General features: G+C 59.9%; 28 protein-coding genes. All 28 read right to left on the bottom strand.

The window, feature by feature from the left end; translation table 11 throughout:
• Window positions 1–103: 103 nt before the first annotated feature.
• Window positions 104–496 carry a 50S ribosomal protein L17 gene (gene rplQ, locus A3Q7_RS0118280; RefSeq protein ID WP_018413360.1) on the bottom strand — a complete coding sequence of 131 codons (393 nt, stop codon included), beginning with the start codon at window positions 494–496 and terminating at the stop codon, window positions 104–106.
• A gap of 84 nt (window positions 497–580) precedes the next feature.
• Window positions 581–1,558: a DNA-directed RNA polymerase subunit alpha gene (locus A3Q7_RS0118275; RefSeq protein WP_026225002.1), complete on the bottom strand. Its 978-nt coding sequence runs from the start codon at window positions 1,556–1,558 to the stop codon at window positions 581–583.
• Between the two features lie 42 nt (window positions 1,559–1,600).
• A complete protein-coding gene (gene rpsD / locus A3Q7_RS0118270) occupies window positions 1,601–2,230 on the bottom strand; it encodes a 30S ribosomal protein S4 (RefSeq protein ID WP_018413358.1) in 630 nt (209 codons plus the stop codon).
• A gap of 13 nt (window positions 2,231–2,243) precedes the next feature.
• Window positions 2,244–2,633, bottom strand: a complete 390-nt coding sequence (gene rpsK / locus A3Q7_RS0118265; RefSeq protein ID WP_008061749.1) for a 30S ribosomal protein S11 — start codon at window positions 2,631–2,633, stop codon at window positions 2,244–2,246.
• 17 nt (window positions 2,634–2,650) lie between these two features.
• On the bottom strand, window positions 2,651–3,016 hold the full coding sequence (gene rpsM, locus A3Q7_RS0118260; RefSeq protein ID WP_018413357.1) for a 30S ribosomal protein S13: 366 nt from the start codon (window positions 3,014–3,016) through the stop codon (window positions 2,651–2,653).
• Between the two features lie 54 nt (window positions 3,017–3,070).
• Window positions 3,071–3,184 carry a 50S ribosomal protein L36 gene (rpmJ, locus tag A3Q7_RS20625; protein ID WP_077231381.1) on the bottom strand — a complete coding sequence of 38 codons (114 nt, stop codon included), beginning with the start codon at window positions 3,182–3,184 and terminating at the stop codon, window positions 3,071–3,073.
• Window positions 3,185–3,216: 32 nt separating this feature from the next.
• Window positions 3,217–3,435 carry a translation initiation factor IF-1 gene (gene infA / locus A3Q7_RS0118255; RefSeq protein ID WP_018413356.1) on the bottom strand — a complete coding sequence of 73 codons (219 nt, stop codon included), beginning with the start codon at window positions 3,433–3,435 and terminating at the stop codon, window positions 3,217–3,219.
• Window positions 3,436–3,441: 6 nt separating this feature from the next.
• Window positions 3,442–4,767 (bottom strand): preprotein translocase subunit SecY, encoded by a 1,326-nt coding sequence (secY, locus tag A3Q7_RS0118250; RefSeq protein WP_026225001.1) that lies wholly within the window; start codon window positions 4,765–4,767, stop codon window positions 3,442–3,444.
• A gap of 5 nt (window positions 4,768–4,772) precedes the next feature.
• Window positions 4,773–5,204 carry a 50S ribosomal protein L15 gene (rplO, locus tag A3Q7_RS0118245; protein ID WP_018413354.1) on the bottom strand — a complete coding sequence of 144 codons (432 nt, stop codon included), beginning with the start codon at window positions 5,202–5,204 and terminating at the stop codon, window positions 4,773–4,775.
• Complete coding sequence (gene rpmD / locus A3Q7_RS0118240; protein WP_018413353.1) at window positions 5,205–5,390, bottom strand: 50S ribosomal protein L30; 186 nt, start codon at window positions 5,388–5,390, stop codon at window positions 5,205–5,207.
• 8 nt (window positions 5,391–5,398) lie between these two features.
• A complete protein-coding gene (gene rpsE / locus A3Q7_RS0118235) occupies window positions 5,399–5,923 on the bottom strand; it encodes a 30S ribosomal protein S5 (protein WP_018413352.1) in 525 nt (174 codons plus the stop codon).
• Window positions 5,924–5,943: 20 nt separating this feature from the next.
• Window positions 5,944–6,297, bottom strand: a complete 354-nt coding sequence (gene rplR, locus A3Q7_RS0118230; protein ID WP_018413351.1) for a 50S ribosomal protein L18 — start codon at window positions 6,295–6,297, stop codon at window positions 5,944–5,946.
• 11 nt (window positions 6,298–6,308) lie between these two features.
• Window positions 6,309–6,842 carry a 50S ribosomal protein L6 gene (gene rplF, locus A3Q7_RS0118225; RefSeq protein WP_018413350.1) on the bottom strand — a complete coding sequence of 178 codons (534 nt, stop codon included), beginning with the start codon at window positions 6,840–6,842 and terminating at the stop codon, window positions 6,309–6,311.
• 10 nt (window positions 6,843–6,852) lie between these two features.
• Window positions 6,853–7,248, bottom strand: coding sequence for a 30S ribosomal protein S8 (rpsH, locus tag A3Q7_RS0118220; RefSeq protein WP_018413349.1), 396 nt, complete (start codon window positions 7,246–7,248; stop codon window positions 6,853–6,855).
• A 12-nt stretch (window positions 7,249–7,260) separates the two neighbouring features.
• Complete coding sequence (gene rpsN, locus A3Q7_RS0118215) at window positions 7,261–7,566, bottom strand: 30S ribosomal protein S14 (protein ID WP_018413348.1); 306 nt, start codon at window positions 7,564–7,566, stop codon at window positions 7,261–7,263.
• 7 nt (window positions 7,567–7,573) lie between these two features.
• Window positions 7,574–8,113: a 50S ribosomal protein L5 gene (rplE, locus tag A3Q7_RS0118210; protein WP_026225000.1), complete on the bottom strand. Its 540-nt coding sequence runs from the start codon at window positions 8,111–8,113 to the stop codon at window positions 7,574–7,576.
• 9 nt (window positions 8,114–8,122) lie between these two features.
• The gene (gene rplX / locus A3Q7_RS0118205) at window positions 8,123–8,440 is read right to left on the bottom strand and encodes a 50S ribosomal protein L24 (RefSeq protein ID WP_018413346.1); all 318 of its coding nucleotides are present in this window, start codon (window positions 8,438–8,440) and stop codon (window positions 8,123–8,125) included.
• Between the two features lie 18 nt (window positions 8,441–8,458).
• Window positions 8,459–8,827 (bottom strand): 50S ribosomal protein L14, encoded by a 369-nt coding sequence (rplN, locus tag A3Q7_RS0118200; RefSeq protein ID WP_018413345.1) that lies wholly within the window; start codon window positions 8,825–8,827, stop codon window positions 8,459–8,461.
• A gap of 157 nt (window positions 8,828–8,984) precedes the next feature.
• Entirely contained in the window at window positions 8,985–9,254 is a 270-nt protein-coding gene (gene rpsQ / locus A3Q7_RS0118195) for a 30S ribosomal protein S17 (protein ID WP_018413344.1), read from the bottom strand.
• Complete coding sequence (rpmC, locus tag A3Q7_RS0118190; protein WP_018413343.1) at window positions 9,251–9,445, bottom strand: 50S ribosomal protein L29; 195 nt, start codon at window positions 9,443–9,445, stop codon at window positions 9,251–9,253. Before rpmC ends, rpsQ begins: the two co-directional genes overlap by 4 nt.
• Window positions 9,446–9,448: 3 nt before the next feature.
• Window positions 9,449–9,862, bottom strand: a complete 414-nt coding sequence (rplP, locus tag A3Q7_RS0118185) for a 50S ribosomal protein L16 (protein ID WP_018413342.1) — start codon at window positions 9,860–9,862, stop codon at window positions 9,449–9,451.
• Entirely contained in the window at window positions 9,831–10,685 is an 855-nt protein-coding gene (gene rpsC, locus A3Q7_RS0118180) for a 30S ribosomal protein S3 (RefSeq protein ID WP_018413341.1), read from the bottom strand. Before rpsC ends, rplP begins: the two co-directional genes overlap by 32 nt.
• A 5-nt stretch (window positions 10,686–10,690) precedes the next feature.
• A complete protein-coding gene (rplV, locus tag A3Q7_RS0118175; protein WP_018413340.1) occupies window positions 10,691–11,020 on the bottom strand; it encodes a 50S ribosomal protein L22 in 330 nt (109 codons plus the stop codon).
• Between the two features lie 12 nt (window positions 11,021–11,032).
• Window positions 11,033–11,308, bottom strand: a complete 276-nt coding sequence (gene rpsS, locus A3Q7_RS0118170) for a 30S ribosomal protein S19 (protein ID WP_018413339.1) — start codon at window positions 11,306–11,308, stop codon at window positions 11,033–11,035.
• A 10-nt stretch (window positions 11,309–11,318) separates the two neighbouring features.
• Entirely contained in the window at window positions 11,319–12,146 is an 828-nt protein-coding gene (rplB, locus tag A3Q7_RS0118165) for a 50S ribosomal protein L2 (protein ID WP_018413338.1), read from the bottom strand.
• Window positions 12,146–12,472, bottom strand: a complete 327-nt coding sequence (gene rplW, locus A3Q7_RS0118160) for a 50S ribosomal protein L23 (protein WP_018413337.1) — start codon at window positions 12,470–12,472, stop codon at window positions 12,146–12,148. The genes rplB and rplW overlap by 1 nt, the downstream gene beginning before the upstream one ends.
• Window positions 12,469–13,092: a 50S ribosomal protein L4 gene (gene rplD, locus A3Q7_RS0118155; RefSeq protein ID WP_040570713.1), complete on the bottom strand. Its 624-nt coding sequence runs from the start codon at window positions 13,090–13,092 to the stop codon at window positions 12,469–12,471. Before rplD ends, rplW begins: the two co-directional genes overlap by 4 nt.
• A 10-nt stretch (window positions 13,093–13,102) precedes the next feature.
• Window positions 13,103–13,744 (bottom strand): 50S ribosomal protein L3, encoded by a 642-nt coding sequence (rplC, locus tag A3Q7_RS0118150; protein ID WP_026224998.1) that lies wholly within the window; start codon window positions 13,742–13,744, stop codon window positions 13,103–13,105.
• Between the last annotated feature and the right edge of the window lie 71 nt (window positions 13,745–13,815).

Genomic DNA, 13,815 nt, shown 5'->3' with positions numbered 1-13,815 from the left:
CGACAAGGCAACAGGTCTGCCGTGCCACAGCTTGTCCCGACCTACCCCTGAAAAAGAAAACCCCGGTCACCCGGGGCTCCTGTATTCACCTGCTCGGCCGCACTTACTCCGCGACTTCAACCGCCTCGGCACTTTCATCCGGACGATCCATCAGCTGGACATAGGCCATCGGCGCATTGTCACCGACACGGAAACCCATCTTCAGGATGCTGAGATAGCCGCCGTTGCGACTTGCGTAGCGCGGGCCGAGCACATCGAAAATCTTGACGACCACTTCACGATCGCGCAAGCGCGAAAACGCCAGGCGACGGTTGGACAGATTGGGCGTCTTGCCAAGATTGATCAGCGGTTCAACCACGCGGCGCAATTCCTTGGCCTTGGGCAACGTGGTCTTGATCGCTTCGTGGCGCAGCAGTGACACGGCCATGTTGCGGAACATCGCTTCGCGATGCGAACTGGTGCGATTCAGCTTTCTGAGACCGTTACGATGACGCATGATGACTCCGTAAAATTATGCGGCCACCGCGGGTCAGGCAGGTGGCCGGTTTATCGTGTATCCGGCGAGGTCGCCGGTACGGTATTACGCCCGATCGAGGCCAGCAGGCGGCCAGTTCTCGAGCTTCATGCCCAGCGTGAGACCACGCGAGGCAAGCACTTCCTTGATCTCGTTGAGCGACTTGCGACCCAGATTCGGGGTCTTCAGCAATTCGTTCTCGGTGCGCTGGATCAGATCGCCGATGTAATAGATATTCTCGGCCTTCAGACAGTTGGCGGAACGCACCGTCAGTTCCAGATCGTCTACCGGACGCAGCAGGATGGGATCGATCTGAGCGGGCTTGCGCTGTTCGACAGCGGGAGCCGTACCTTCGAGCTCGGCGAATATCGAAAGCTGATCAACCAGCACACGGGCAGCATAACGAACCGCTTCCTCCGGTTCGACCGCGCCATTGGTTTCGACGTCCATCACCAGTCGGTCAAGATCGGTACGCTGTTCGACACGCGCCGATTCGACCGAGTAGCTCACGCGACGGATCGGGCTGAAGCTGGCATCCAGAACGATATGGCCAATCGCCTTGTTCTCCGAACCACCCTGACGGACGGTACCCGGAACGTAGCCACGACCCTGCTCGATCTTGAACTGCAGCTCGAGCTTGCCGCCCGGGGCAACGTGAGCGATAACGTGCTCGGGATTGACGATTTCCACGTCGTGGGTGACTTCAATGTCGCCCGCCGTCACCACACCCTCGCCATTCTTCGACAGGCGGAGATAGGCTTCGGTGCGGTTGTGCAGCTTCAGCACGACGCCTTTCAGGTTCAGCAGGACGTCGACGACATCCTCGCGCACACCGTCAAGGGTCGAGTACTCGTGCAGCACACCTTCGATCTGAACTTCGGTCGGCGCATAGCCGGGCATCGACGAAAGCAGGATACGGCGGAGCGCGTTGCCCAGCGTGTGCCCGAACCCGCGCTCGAACGGCTCCATGACGACACGTGCATGGGCCGGAGACAGATTTTGTACGTCAATGATTCGCGGTTTCAAGAGAGCATTGCTTTGCATCTGCAGTCCTCAGTGACGTCAGCAGGCTGATCGCGAGCGCGATCAGCGGGAATACAGTTCGACAACCAGACTTTCGTTGATCGTCGAAGGCAGGTCCGTGCGAGCCGGCATGGCCTTGAAAACACCTCGTGCTGCCTTGGCGTCAACATCCAGCCACTCCGGGAAACCACGGGAGGCCTGCGCTTCCAGGGCGCCCTTTGAGCGCAGATGCCCTTTGGCGCGCTCGGTGAGTTCCACGACATCGCCCGGACGTACTTCGTACGACGGGATATTCACTCGCTTGCCATTGACCAGGATGCCGTTGTGGCGGACCACCTGACGCGATTCGGCACGCGACGCGCCAAAGCCCATGCGATAGGCAACGGTGTCCAGGCGGCTTTCCAGCAGCTGCAGCATATTCTCACCGGTCTGGCCCTTGCGACGCTCGGCTTCACCATAGACGCGGCGGAACTGACGCTCGAGCACACCGTAGATGCGACGGATCTTTTGCTTCTCACGCAGTTGCTGACCGAAACCCGACAGACGCTGGCCGGACTTCTGTCCATGCTGACCGGGCGCATAAGAACGACGTTCGATCGCGCACTTGTCGGTAAAACACTTCTCACCCTTCAGGAAGAGCTTTTCGCCTTCGCGACGGCACTGGCGGCACTTCGCGTCGAGATTACGAGCCATTCTCTATTTCCTCTCAGATACGCCGACGCTTGGGCGGGCGGCAACCGTTGTGCGGGATCGGCGTGATGTCCGTGATCGACGAAATCTTGATACCGAGCGCATTCAGCGCACGGACTGCCGATTCCCGACCCGGGCCGGGACCTTTGATACGCACTTCCAGATTCTTCACGCCGCACTCGACCGCAACCTTCCCGGCTGCCTCGGCAGCGACCTGTGCCGCGAACGGGGTGCTCTTGCGCGAACCCTTGAAACCCGCGCCACCGGACGTCGCCCAGGACAATGCGTTGCCCTGGCGGTCGGTGATCGTGATGATCGTGTTGTTGAAGGACGCGTGAATGTGCGCGATCCCTTCGGCGACATTCTTCTTGACCTTCTTCCGGACTTTTGCAGCACTCTTGACCATGGTGGTGTCCTATTGGCTTATTTCTTGGCGCCGGCGATCGACTTGCGCGGACCCTTGCGGGTGCGGGCATTCGTGCGGGTGCGCTGGCCGCGCAGCGGAAGACCACGACGATGACGCACACCGCGGTAGCAGCCCAGGTCCATCAGGCGCTTGATGTTCATCGTCACTTCACGGCGCAAGTCACCTTCGATCGTGAACTTGCCGACCTCTTCCCGCAGCCGATCCATTTCGGCCTCCGAGAGGTCCTTGATCTTCGTCGTGCGAGCAATGCCTGACGCGTCGCAGATCTTTTGTGAGCGGGAACGACCAATACCGTAAATCGCGGTCAGCGCGATCTCGGTGTGTTGGTGGTTAGGAATGTTAACGCCGGCAATACGGGCCATGCAGTCACCCCGAAAAGCGAAACCTTAAATGTTATCAAAGACCACTCAACAACGTCAACCTTGACGTTGCTTGTGACGCGGGTCAGCGCAAATGATGCGAACAACGCCGTGACGACGGATCACTTTGCACTTGCGGCAGACGGGCTTAACAGAAGCTTGGACTTTCATCCTGATTCTCCAACTGGAACCAAACGCCGGAACTACTTGGCGCGAAACACGATGCGACCTTTGGTGAGGTCATAAGGCGTGAGCTGCACCGTAACCTTGTCACCCGGGAGAATGCGGATATAGTGCATCCGCATCTTCCCGGATATGTGCCCGAGAACCACATGTCCGTTTTCGAGCTTCACGCGAAACGTTGCGTTGGGCAGGGTTTCAACCACCTCACCCTGCATTTCAATGACGTCTTCCTTGGACATATCTACTCAGCGCGTCGGAAATCCGGCCCCGCCGCGGAAATTGGCCTTCTTGAGCAGGCTTTCGTACTGGTGGGACATCACATAGGCCTGAACCTGCGCCATGAAATCCATCGTAACCACGACGATGATCAGCAAGGACGTGCCACCGAAATAGAAGGGCACATTCCACTTCAGGATCAGGAACTCCGGCAGCAGGCAGACCAGCGTGATATATACCGCACCGACAAGCGTCAGTCTGGAGAGGATCTTGTCGATGAACGTGGCCGTCTGTTCGCCTGGACGGATGCCCGGAACGAATGCGCCCTGCTTCTTGAGGTTGTCCGCCGTCTCCTGCGCATTGAACACGAGCGCCGTGTAGAAGAAGCAGAAGAAAACAATCGCGGCGGCATACAGCAGCACGTACACCGGCTGCCCCGGAGCGAGCGTCGCCGCAAGGTCCTTAAGCCAGCGCGTGCTGTCCGTCGTAGCGAACCACCCCGCAAGAGTTGCCGGGAACAGGATGATCGAAGACGCGAAGATCGGCGGAATCACGCCAGCCATGTTCAGCTTCAGGGGAAGGTGCGAACTCTGTCCGCCATACACCTTGTTGCCGACCTGGCGCTTGGCATAATTGACCAGAATCTTTCGTTGTCCTCGTTCCACGAACACAACCACCGCAGTCACCGCAACCACAAGCGCAACAATGAACAGCGCCGTAAGCTCGTGCATCGCTCCCGTGCGGACCAGTTCGAGCAGCCCCCCGATCGAACCGGGCAAACCAGCCGCGATGCCCGCGAAAATGATGATCGAAATACCGTTCCCTATTCCGCGTTCGGTGATCTGTTCCCCCAACCACATCAGGAACATCGTACCGGTGATCAGCGTCGAGATCGTCACGAAACGGAACATCATTCCGGGGTCCAGAACCAGGCCCTGCTGCGACTCCAGCGCAACCGAAATGCCGAACGCCTGAAACAGCGCGAGCGCAAGCGTCCCGTATCGGGTGTACTGCGTGATCTTGCGCCGCCCCGCCTCGCCTTCCTTCTTCAGCGCCTCCAGTGACGGAACCGCCACGGTGAGCAACTGCATGATGATGGAAGCCGATATGTACGGCATGATGCCAAGCGCAAAGATCGTGAAGCGCGAGAGTGCCCCCCCTGAAAACAGGTTGAACACGCCCAGAATGCCCCCTTGCTGCCCCTGGAACAGTTCGGCCAGACGCGCAGGATCAATGCCCGGGACGGGTATGTGCGCACCGATACGATAGACCAGCAGAGCACCCGCAAGAAACCACAGGCGACGCCACAGATCACCGAACTTTGCGTTACGACCAGATTGGGCGGCGGTAGCCAACTGTCTCAGTCTCCGACCTGACCGCCAGCAGCTTCGATCGCCGCCCGCGCGCCCTTGGTCGCACCGATGCCCTTGAGCACGACGCGCTTTGAGATTTCCCCGGACAGCACAACCTTGGCCGACAAGGCGTCGCGAGAAACCAGACCGAACTGCTTCAGGACGAGAAGATCCACTTCCTCGACTGGCAGCCTGGAAAGCGACGAAAGATTGACTTCCTCGTTGCGCAAGCGGGTGAGAGAGGTAAAACCGCGCTTGGGCAGTCGACGCTGCAGCGGCATCTGGCCGCCTTCGAAACCCTTGATCCAGCCGCCGGAACGAGACTTCTGTCCCTTGTGGCCGCGGCCGCACGTCTTGCCCAGACCGCTACCCATGCCGCGACCGACACGCCGGCGGGCGTGCTTGGAACCCTCGCCGGGCTTGATGTCATTCAGTTCCATTTAACCCTCGACCTTCAGCAGGTAGGACACCTTGGTGACCATGCCGCGCACTGCGGGCGTGTCCTCAAGGACCACGGTGTGATGCAGCCGACGCAGCCCCAGGCCGCGAACAGTCGCGCGATGATCCTGCTTGCGACCGATCAGGCTCTTGATCAGCGTGACCTTCAGAGTTTTTTCAGCAGCCATGACGCACCTCAGCCGAGAATTTCAGCGACGGACTTGCCGCGCTTGGCAGCAATCTCCGACGGCGTACTCATGCGCAACAGTCCATCCAGCGTCGCACGCACGAGGTTGTAGGGGTTGGAGGAACCCAGCGACTTCGCCACCACATCGGTGACACCCATCACCTCGAATACCGCCCGCATCGGACCGCCGGCGATGATGCCTGTACCGGCCGCAGCAGGCTGTATCAGCACAGTGGATGCGCCATGATGCCCGATGACCGGATGGTGGAAACTGCCTTCCTTCAGGCTTACCCGAACCATCTTGCGGCGCGCTTCTTCCATCGCTTTCTGGACCGCGACAGGCACTTCGCGCGCCTTGCCCTTGCCCATGCCGATCCCGCCATCGCCATCACCAACCACGGTAAGGGCGGCGAAACCCAGAATACGACCACCCTTCACAACCTTCGTGACACGGTTGATCGACACCATCTTTTCACGCAGGCCGTCGTCGCGTTCTTCCTGGGCCTGGTTTTGCTTGCGTTGCGGTTTAGCCATCGCTTGAGTCGCCTGATCAGTTAGAACTTGAGACCGCCTTCGCGGGCGGCCTCAGCGAGCGCCTTGATACGGCCGTGATACTTGAAGCCGCCGCGGTCGAATGCAACCTGCTCGATACCCTGGGCGCGGGCACGCTCGGCGATCAACTTGCCGACGAGCGTAGCCGCCTTCACATTGCCACCGCTGCTCACTTCCTTGCGCACCGACTCCTCGACCGTCGACGCAGCCGCCAGCACGCGCGTGCCGCACCCGGAGTACACCTGGGCGTAAATGTGGCTGTTGCTTCGATGAACCGACAGACGGACAGCCTTCAGCTGGGCGATGCGCGCACGGGTCTGGCGGGAACGGCGCAGACGGGAGATGTTCTTGTCCATGTTCGTCACCCTTACTTCTTCTTGGTCTCTTTGATAACAACCACTTCGTCCGAGTAGCGCACGCCCTTGCCCTTGTATGGCTCGGGCTGGCGGTACGCACGGATCTCCGCGGCGACCTGACCGACCAGCTGCTTGTCCACACCCTTGATGCGGATTTCGGTTTGCGCTGGAGTCTCGACCTTGATGCCGGCCGGCATCGAGTGCACAACCGGATGCGAGAAACCAAGCGAAAGATTCAACTTGTCGCCTTGTGCCTGAGCTTTGTAACCGACGCCGACAAGCATGAGCTTGCGCTCAAAACCTTGCGTGACACCAGTCACCATATTGGCGACCAGTGCGCGCATCGTGCCGGAAAGCGCCTTGGTGTTCTCGGCGCCCTCGATCTGCGCAAACCGGACCTCTCCGCCATCGACCGTCACGGCAACGGCAGGATGCATGGCGCGAGTGATCTGACCGAGCGGGCCTTTCACCGACAGCTCGCCATTCTTCAGCGCGACCTCGACTCCCTTCGGGAGCACGACTGGATTCTTTGCGATACGTGACATGTTCTATTCCTCAGGCCACGATGCACAGCACTTCGCCGCCAACCTTCTCGGCGCGCGCCTTGCGATCAGTCATCACGCCACGCGGCGTCGACACGATCGCGACACCAAGGCCATTCATGACACGCGGGAGTTCATCGGTACCGCGATAGACGCGCAGGCCAGGGCGACTGACACGCTCGATACGCTCGATGACCGGGCGTCCGGAGTAGTACTTCAAAGAAAGCTCGAGTTCGGCCTTGCCATCCGCCGAGCGCACGTTGAAACCATCGATATAACCTTCGGACTGCAGCACACCGGCAATCGCCACCTTCAGCTTCGAAGAGGGCATGACAACAGAGTTCTTCTGCGCCATCTGTGCATTGCGGATGCGGGTCAGCATGTCCGCAATCGGATCACTCATGCTCATCTTGTACCCCTGTTACCAACTTGCCTTGACCATGCCGGGCACTTCACCCCGGAAGGCCGCCTCGCGCAACTTGTTGCGGCACAGACCGAACTTGCGGAACACACCGCGCGGACGCCCCGTCTGCTCACAACGATTGCGCAGACGAGTAGGATTCGCGTTGCGCGGCAGCGACTGGATCTTCAGTCGGGCGGCCATGCGCTCCTCCTCGCTGACCGACTGATCGGCGATCACGGCTTCCAGCGCAGCACGCCTCGCAGCGAACTTGGCCACGAGCTTCTCGCGCTTTGCTTCACGGTTCTTCAACGCCAACTTGGCCATGGCAACCTCAATTCTTGAACGGGAACTTGAACGCGGCGAGCAGAGCCTTTGCCTCCTCGTCCGTCTTCGCAGTCGTCGTGATGCTGATATTCATCCCGCGAACCTTGTCGACCTTGTCGTACTCGATTTCGGGGAAGATGATCTGTTCCTTGATGCCGATATTGTAGTTACCGCGACCATCAAACCCCTTGCCCGACACCCCGCGAAAATCGCGGACTCGCGGCATTGCGACCGTGATCAGGCGATCAAGGAATTCGAACATGCGCGGCCCGCGCAGGGTCACCATGCAACCGATGGGATAGCCCTCGCGGATCTTGAACCCGGCAATAGCCTTGCGGGCCTTGGTGACCACCGGCTTCTGACCGGCAATCTTTGTCATATCACCGACCGCGTGCTCAAGCACCTTCTTGTCGCCGACTGCTTCACCGACACCCATATTCAGAGTGATCTTGGTGATTCGCGGCACTTCCATCACGGACTTGTAACCGAAGCGAGTCGTCAGATCGCCCACCACGGTCGCTTTGTAGAATTCTTGCAAGCGCGCCATCGTCATTCCTTAAGCCTTGACCAACTCGCCATTCGACTTGAAGAAGCGCACGCGAGTGCCATCCTCAAGCGTCTTGACCCCCACCCGGTCACCCTTGCTGGTAGCCGGGTTGAACAGGGCGATATTCGAGATGTCGATCGGCATTTCCTTTTCGACGATGCCACCCTGCTGACCCTTCATCGGGTTCGGGCGCTGATGCTTCTTGGCACGATTGACGCCCTCGACAACAACCGAACGCTCATCAACGCGACGCAGCACAGTCCCGCGACGACCGCGATCCTTGCCAGTCAACACAATCACTTCATCGCCCTTGCGAATCTTTTCCATCTGACTCTCCAGCCGGCCTCAGAGCACTTCAGGCGCCAGCGACACGATCTTCATGAAACGCTCACCACGCAGCTCGCGCGTGACCGGGCCGAAAATGCGGGTGCCGATGGGCTCGAGCTTGTTGTTCAACAGCACAGCGGCGTTGCCATCGAACTTCACGAGCGAACCATCGGGACGACGCACACCCTTGGCGGTACGCACCACCACCGCGTTGTAGACTTCGCCCTTCTTCACGCGACCACGAGGAGCAGCATCCTTGATGCTGACCTTGATCACGTCACCGATACCGGCGTAGCGACGCTTGGAACCCCCAAGCACCTTGATACACATGACAGCGCGCGCACCGGTGTTATCGGCGACGTTCAGCATGGATTGCATCTGGATCATTTCTTATCTCCAACTTATCCCGCTCAAAAGCGGTCAGTCTTGGACCCGTCAGGGTGTGGACGAGCCCAGCGAAACCTTTAGGCTCGGTGAAGCAAAGCATGCAACAATAGCACGCAGGGAGGGACTGATCAAGCCCCCCCCCTTCTACAACCCAACGTCAGATCACACGCGCCTGCTCGACGACCTGGGTGACCTTCCACGCCTTGGTACGGCTGATCGGACGGCACTCTTCGATCTCGACCAGATCGCCTTCATGCGCTTCGAGGCCCTCCACATGTGCGTGATACTTCTTTGAACGCATGATCACCTTGCCGTACAGCGGGTGCTTCACTCGGCGCTCGACCAGCACGGTCACCGTCTTGTCCATCTTGTCGCTGACCACGCGGCCGACCAGCGTGCGATGGACCTTTTGATTGGTCTCACTCATTTCGCACTCGCTTTCTGTTGCAGCACGGTACGGATGCGCGCGATGTCGCGTCGAACCGACTTGAGCTGGCTCGTATTGGTCAGCTGTTGGGTGGCCTTCTGCATGCGCATCGAAAACTGCGCCTTCATCAGATCCAGCAGCTCCTTGTTCAACTCGGCGGCGTCCTTTGTCCGCAGATCCTTGGCTTTCATCGCTTACCCCAGCTGTCGCACGACAAAGGTGGTCTCGAGCGGAAGCTTGGCCGCCGCCAGGCGAAACGCCTCGCGCGCCAGCGCCTCGTCGACGCCGTCCATCTCGTAAAGCACCTTGCCCGGCTGAATTTCAGCAACCCAGTACTCCGGGTTGCCCTTACCGTTACCCATACGCACTTCCGCCGGCTTTTCCGAAATCGGCTTGTCCGGGAAAATGCGAATCCAGATACGGCCGCCGCGCTTGATGTGACGCGTCATGGCGCGACGAGCGGACTCGATCTGACGTGCCGTCAGACGCCCACGCGACGTTGCCTTGAGACCGTACTCGCCAAAGGAAACCTTGGTGCCGCGGGTGGCGAGGCCCTTGTTGCGGCCCTTCTGCTCCTTACGATACTTCCTTCTCGCCGGCTGCAGCATTGTTAGCTCCTGACTTTCTGACTCGTTTCTGAGTGGACTTCACATCGGCATCACCTGCCGGTGCGCCGCCTTCGGGCTTGCCATCGCGGGCCGGACGGCGACCAGCCGGACGGTTGTCACCCTCCGGACGGCGGGCATCGCGGCGCGGGCGACGTGCATTGTCGGCTTCTTCGGTTACGACAGGCGCTTCGCCGCGGGCGAGCATTTCACCCTTGAACACCCACACCTTGATACCGATGACACCGTATGTGGTCTTGGCTTCCGAGGTGCCGTAATCGATGTCCGCGCGCAGGGTATGCAGCGGCACACGACCTTCGCGATACCACTCGCGACGGGCAATTTCGATGCCGTTCAGACGTCCGGACGACATGATCTTTATGCCCTGTGCGCCCAGACGCATCGCGTTCTGCATCGCGCGCTTCATCGCCCGCCGGAACATGATGCGCTTCTCGAGCTGCTGGGCGATGGAGTCAGCGATGAGCTGAGCATCAATCTCCGGCTTGCGGATTTCCTCGATATTCACATGCACCGGCACGCCCATCATCTTGCCCAGCTGAGCCTTGATGATCTCGATCTCTTCGCCCTTCTTGCCGATCACCACGCCTGGTCGGGCCGAGAACACCGTAATACGCGCGTTTTTCGCGGGGCGCTCGATCACGACACGCCCCACAGAAGCGTGCGCCAGCTTCTTCTTCAGGAACGCACGGACTTCGAGGTCCTGATTGAGCATGCGAGGAAAGTCCTTGCTGGTCGCAAACCAGCGCGACGCCCAATTATGCGTGACCGCCAGACGGAAGCCGGTCGGATGAATCTTCTGTCCCATAACCTTCAGTCTCCAACCGTGACGAACACGTGGCAGGTCGGCTTGATGATGCGATTGCCGCGACCCTTGGCCCGGGCGGTGAAGCGCTTCAGCACCACACCCTTTTCCACGTAAATGGTCTTTACCTTGAGGGCGTCGATATCGGCACCGTCATTGTGTTCGGCGTTCGCGATCGCGGACTCGACCACCTTCTTGATGATCTTCGCGCCCTTCTTCGGGCTGAAAGTCAGAATGTTGAGAGCCTGACTGACCGACTTGCCGCGGATCAGATCAGCGACGAGCCGACCTTTCTGCGCCGAAAGACGCACACCGCGGAGATTTGCACGGGTTTCCATTGTCATCGCTCCTTACTTCTTGGCCTTCTTGCCCGCGGTATGACCCTTGAACGTACGGGTCAGCGCGAACTCGCCCAGCTTGTGACCGACCATGTTTTCCGAGACATAGACCGGAATGTGCTGACGGCCGTTATGCACCGCGATGGTCAGACCGATGAAATCCGGCAGAACGGTCGAACGACGCGACCAGGTCTTGATCGGACGCTTGTCGTTGGACGCGCGAGCAGCATCCACCTTGGCCATCAGGTGGGCGTCGACGAACGGGCCTTTCTTGATTGAACGTGCCATTGCCTACCTCTTAACGCTTGTAGCGGCGCTGCACGATCATATTGCTCGTGCGCTTGTTGCTGCGGGTGCGATAGCCCTTGGTCGGCTGGCCCCACGGACTGACCGGCACACGACCTTCGCCGGTACGACCCTCACCACCACCGTGCGGGTGATCGATCGGGTTCATCGCGGTACCACGCACCGTCGGACGCACGCCGCGCCAACGGGTGGCGCCAGCCTTGCCGAGCTTGCGCAGATTGTTCTCTTCGTTGCCGACTTCACCGATGGTCGCGCGGCACTCGACATGCACACGACGGATTTCGCCGGAACGCAGACGAAGCTGCGCGTAGCTACCTTCCCGGGCGAGCAACTGGACCGACGCCCCTGCCGCACGCGCAATCTGCGCACCCTTGCCCGGCTGCATCTCGATGCAATGGATGGTCGAACCGACCGGAATATTGCGCAGCGGGAGCGTATTACCCGCTTTGATGGGCGCCTCCGAACCACTCACGACCTGAGCACCCACCACCAACCCCTTCGGGGCGATGATGTAGCGGCGCTCTCCATCGGCATAACACAACAGCGCAATGTGAGCCGTGCGATTGGGGTCGTACTCGATCCGCTCCACCTTCGCCACGATGCCGTCCTTGTTGCGACGGAAATCGATCACGCGATATTGCTGACGATGGCCACCGCCCTTATGGCGTGTGGTAATCCGGCCATGATTGTTGCGGCCCGAGGTCTTGCTTTGGTTTTCGGTCAGCGAATCAACCGGTCGACCTTTATAGAGCGTCGGGGTGACAACCTTGACGACCGCACGGCGGCCCGCCGATGTCGGCTTGACTTTGACGAGAGCCATCAGACAGCCCCTCCTTCAGCGAACTCGATGTCCTGACCAGGCTTGATGCGGACAAAGGCTTTCTTCCAGTCGCTACGCCGGCCAAACGTACGACCGAAACGCTTGACCTTGCCCTTGACATTCAGGACCTGGACCGACAGAACCTCAATCTTGTTGTCCGGCTTGCTGAACAGCAACTCGACAGCCGCCTTGATCTCAGGCTTCGTCGCGTCGGAAGCCACCTTGAATACAACCTGGTTGTTGCGGTCGGCGATGAAGGTTGCCTTCTCGGAAATCTGCGGCGCGAGCAGAACCTGCATCAGCCTTTCCTGCGAAAAGTTGCTCATGCCCACATCTCCTCGAATTTACTCATCGCGCTACGGGTGACCAGCACCTTGCCGAAGCGGATGAGCGACACCGGATCCGTCTCGTGCGCCTCGAGCACCAGCACGTTGTGCAGATTGCGTGACGACAGGAAGAGGTTCTCGTCGAGCTCGTCAGTAATCACGAGAACAGACTCAAGACCCATCCCCTTGAGTTTGCTCGACAGCAGCTTTGTCTTGGGCGCCTCGACATTGAAGCTCTCCACCACGGCAATGCGATCCTCGCGCGCGAGCTGCGACAGGATGGTCGCAATGCCGGCGCGATACATCTTGCGATTGACCTTTTGCGAGAAGTTCTCTTCCGGCAGATTCGGGAAGATGCGACCGCCACCACGCCACAACGGGCTGGATGACATACCGGCGCGCGCACGGCCGGTACCCTTCTGACGCCACGGCTTGCGCGTGGTGTGCTTGACGAGAGTACGGTCCTTCTGCGCACGCGTTCCCTGGCGCGCATTGGCCTGATAAGCCACCACCAGCTGGTGCACCAGCGCCTCATTGTACTCACGCGCGAACAGCGCATCCGGCGCCTGCACTGTGGATGCCTGCTGCCCCGCGTCGTTCAAAACTTTCAATTCAGCCATCGCGCTCTCCTCAGCCCTTGACCGCCGGCAGGACGATCACGTCCCCGCCCTTGGAACCCGGAATTGCGCCCTTGATGAGCAGCAGCTGACGGGCCTCGTCGATACGCACGACCTCGAGCCCCTGCTGCGTGCGCCTGGCATCACCAAGATGCCCCGCCATGCGCTTGCCCGGAAACACGCGACCCGGATCCTGGGCCATACCGATGGAACCCGGAGAGTTGTGCGAAATCGAGTTGCCGTGCGACGCACGGTTGGACGAGAAGTTGTGCCGCTTGATGGCACCAGCGAAGCCCTTGCCGATGGACGTACCCGTCACATCGACCTTTTGCCCCACCTGGAAAACCGTCGCCGGGCTGATGACATCACCCGCCTTGAACTGCGACAGCTGATCGGCGCTGACACGAAACTCGCGCAGAACTTCACCCGCCTCGACTCCCGCCTTCGCGTAGTGACCGGCCGCCGCCTTATTGACGCGCGAAGCACGCCGCTTGCCGAAAGCGACCTGCACCGAGGTATAACCATCGGTGTCGGCCGTCTTGATCTGGGTAACGCGATTGTTCGACACATCCACGACCGTCACCGGAACGGTTTGCCCGTCATCGGTGAAAATGCGCGTCATGCCGACCTTGCGACCCACAAGGCCTAGACTCATGTTTTTCTCCTCATCCCGGTTGCGATTGACCAGGATCCGTTTCAACAGCCACCGGACATCCGGTGACACTT

Source organism: Methyloversatilis thermotolerans (genome assembly GCF_000372885.1).
GTDB lineage: Bacteria > Pseudomonadota > Gammaproteobacteria > Burkholderiales > Rhodocyclaceae > Methyloversatilis > Methyloversatilis thermotolerans.
The sequence above is the reverse complement of the archived record's forward strand: the minus strand, read 5'-3'. Positions and strand labels throughout refer to the sequence as shown.

Excerpts from the sequence above, each read along its gene's own strand:
- rplQ (WP_018413360.1), bottom strand. The coding sequence starts at position 496 with ATGCGTCATCGTAACGGTCTCAGAAAGCTGAATCGCACCAGTTCGCAT.
- A3Q7_RS0118275 (WP_026225002.1), bottom strand. The coding sequence starts at position 1,558 with ATGCAAAGCAATGCTCTCTTGAAACCGCGAATCATTGACGTACAAAAT.
- rpsD (WP_018413358.1), bottom strand. The coding sequence starts at position 2,230 with ATGGCTCGTAATCTCGACGCGAAGTGCCGCCAGTGCCGTCGCGAAGGC.
- rpsK (WP_008061749.1), bottom strand. The coding sequence starts at position 2,633 with ATGGTCAAGAGTGCTGCAAAAGTCCGGAAGAAGGTCAAGAAGAATGTC.
- rpsM (WP_018413357.1), bottom strand. The coding sequence starts at position 3,016 with ATGGCCCGTATTGCCGGCGTTAACATTCCTAACCACCAACACACCGAG.
- rpmJ (WP_077231381.1), bottom strand. The coding sequence starts at position 3,184 with ATGAAAGTCCAAGCTTCTGTTAAGCCCGTCTGCCGCAAGTGCAAAGTG.
- infA (WP_018413356.1), bottom strand. The coding sequence starts at position 3,435 with ATGTCCAAGGAAGACGTCATTGAAATGCAGGGTGAGGTGGTTGAAACC.
- rplO (WP_018413354.1), bottom strand. The coding sequence starts at position 5,204 with ATGGAACTGAATGACATCAAGCCCGGCGAGGGTTCCAAGCACGCCCGC.
- rpmD (WP_018413353.1), bottom strand. The coding sequence starts at position 5,390 with ATGGCTGCTGAAAAAACTCTGAAGGTCACGCTGATCAAGAGCCTGATC.
- rpsE (WP_018413352.1), bottom strand. The coding sequence starts at position 5,923 with ATGGCTAAACCGCAACGCAAGCAAAACCAGGCCCAGGAAGAACGCGAC.
- rplR (WP_018413351.1), bottom strand. The coding sequence starts at position 6,297 with ATGGACAAGAACATCTCCCGTCTGCGCCGTTCCCGCCAGACCCGTGCG.
- rplF (WP_018413350.1), bottom strand. The coding sequence starts at position 6,842 with ATGTCACGTATCGCAAAGAATCCAGTCGTGCTCCCGAAGGGAGTCGAG.
- rpsH (WP_018413349.1), bottom strand. The coding sequence starts at position 7,248 with ATGAGCATGAGTGATCCGATTGCGGACATGCTGACCCGCATCCGCAAT.
- rpsN (WP_018413348.1), bottom strand. The coding sequence starts at position 7,566 with ATGGCCAAGTTGGCGTTGAAGAACCGTGAAGCAAAGCGCGAGAAGCTC.
- rplE (WP_026225000.1), bottom strand. The coding sequence starts at position 8,113 with ATGGCGCGCTTGCAAGAATTCTACAAAGCGACCGTGGTGGGCGATCTG.
- rplX (WP_018413346.1), bottom strand. The coding sequence starts at position 8,440 with ATGGAAAAGATTCGCAAGGGCGATGAAGTGATTGTGTTGACTGGCAAG.
- rplN (WP_018413345.1), bottom strand. The coding sequence starts at position 8,827 with ATGATCCAGATGCAATCCATGCTGAACGTCGCCGATAACACCGGTGCG.
- rpsQ (WP_018413344.1), bottom strand. The coding sequence starts at position 9,254 with ATGAGTGAGACCAATCAAAAGGTCCATCGCACGCTGGTCGGCCGCGTG.
- rpmC (WP_018413343.1), bottom strand. The coding sequence starts at position 9,445 with ATGAAAGCCAAGGATCTGCGGACAAAGGACGCCGCCGAGTTGAACAAG.
- rplP (WP_018413342.1), bottom strand. The coding sequence starts at position 9,862 with ATGCTGCAGCCGGCGAGAAGGAAGTATCGTAAGGAGCAGAAGGGCCGC.
- rpsC (WP_018413341.1), bottom strand. The coding sequence starts at position 10,685 with ATGGGACAGAAGATTCATCCGACCGGCTTCCGTCTGGCGGTCACGCAT.
- rplV (WP_018413340.1), bottom strand. The coding sequence starts at position 11,020 with ATGGAAACCCGTGCAAATCTCCGCGGTGTGCGTCTTTCGGCGCAGAAA.
- rpsS (WP_018413339.1), bottom strand. The coding sequence starts at position 11,308 with ATGGCACGTTCAATCAAGAAAGGCCCGTTCGTCGACGCCCACCTGATG.
- rplB (WP_018413338.1), bottom strand. The coding sequence starts at position 12,146 with ATGGCTCTCGTCAAAGTCAAGCCGACATCGGCGGGCCGCCGTGCGGTC.
- rplW (WP_018413337.1), bottom strand. The coding sequence starts at position 12,472 with ATGAGCAACTTTTCGCAGGAAAGGCTGATGCAGGTTCTGCTCGCGCCG.
- rplD (WP_040570713.1), bottom strand. The coding sequence starts at position 13,092 with ATGGCTGAATTGAAAGTTTTGAACGACGCGGGGCAGCAGGCATCCACA.
- rplC (WP_026224998.1), bottom strand. The coding sequence starts at position 13,744 with ATGAGTCTAGGCCTTGTGGGTCGCAAGGTCGGCATGACGCGCATTTTC.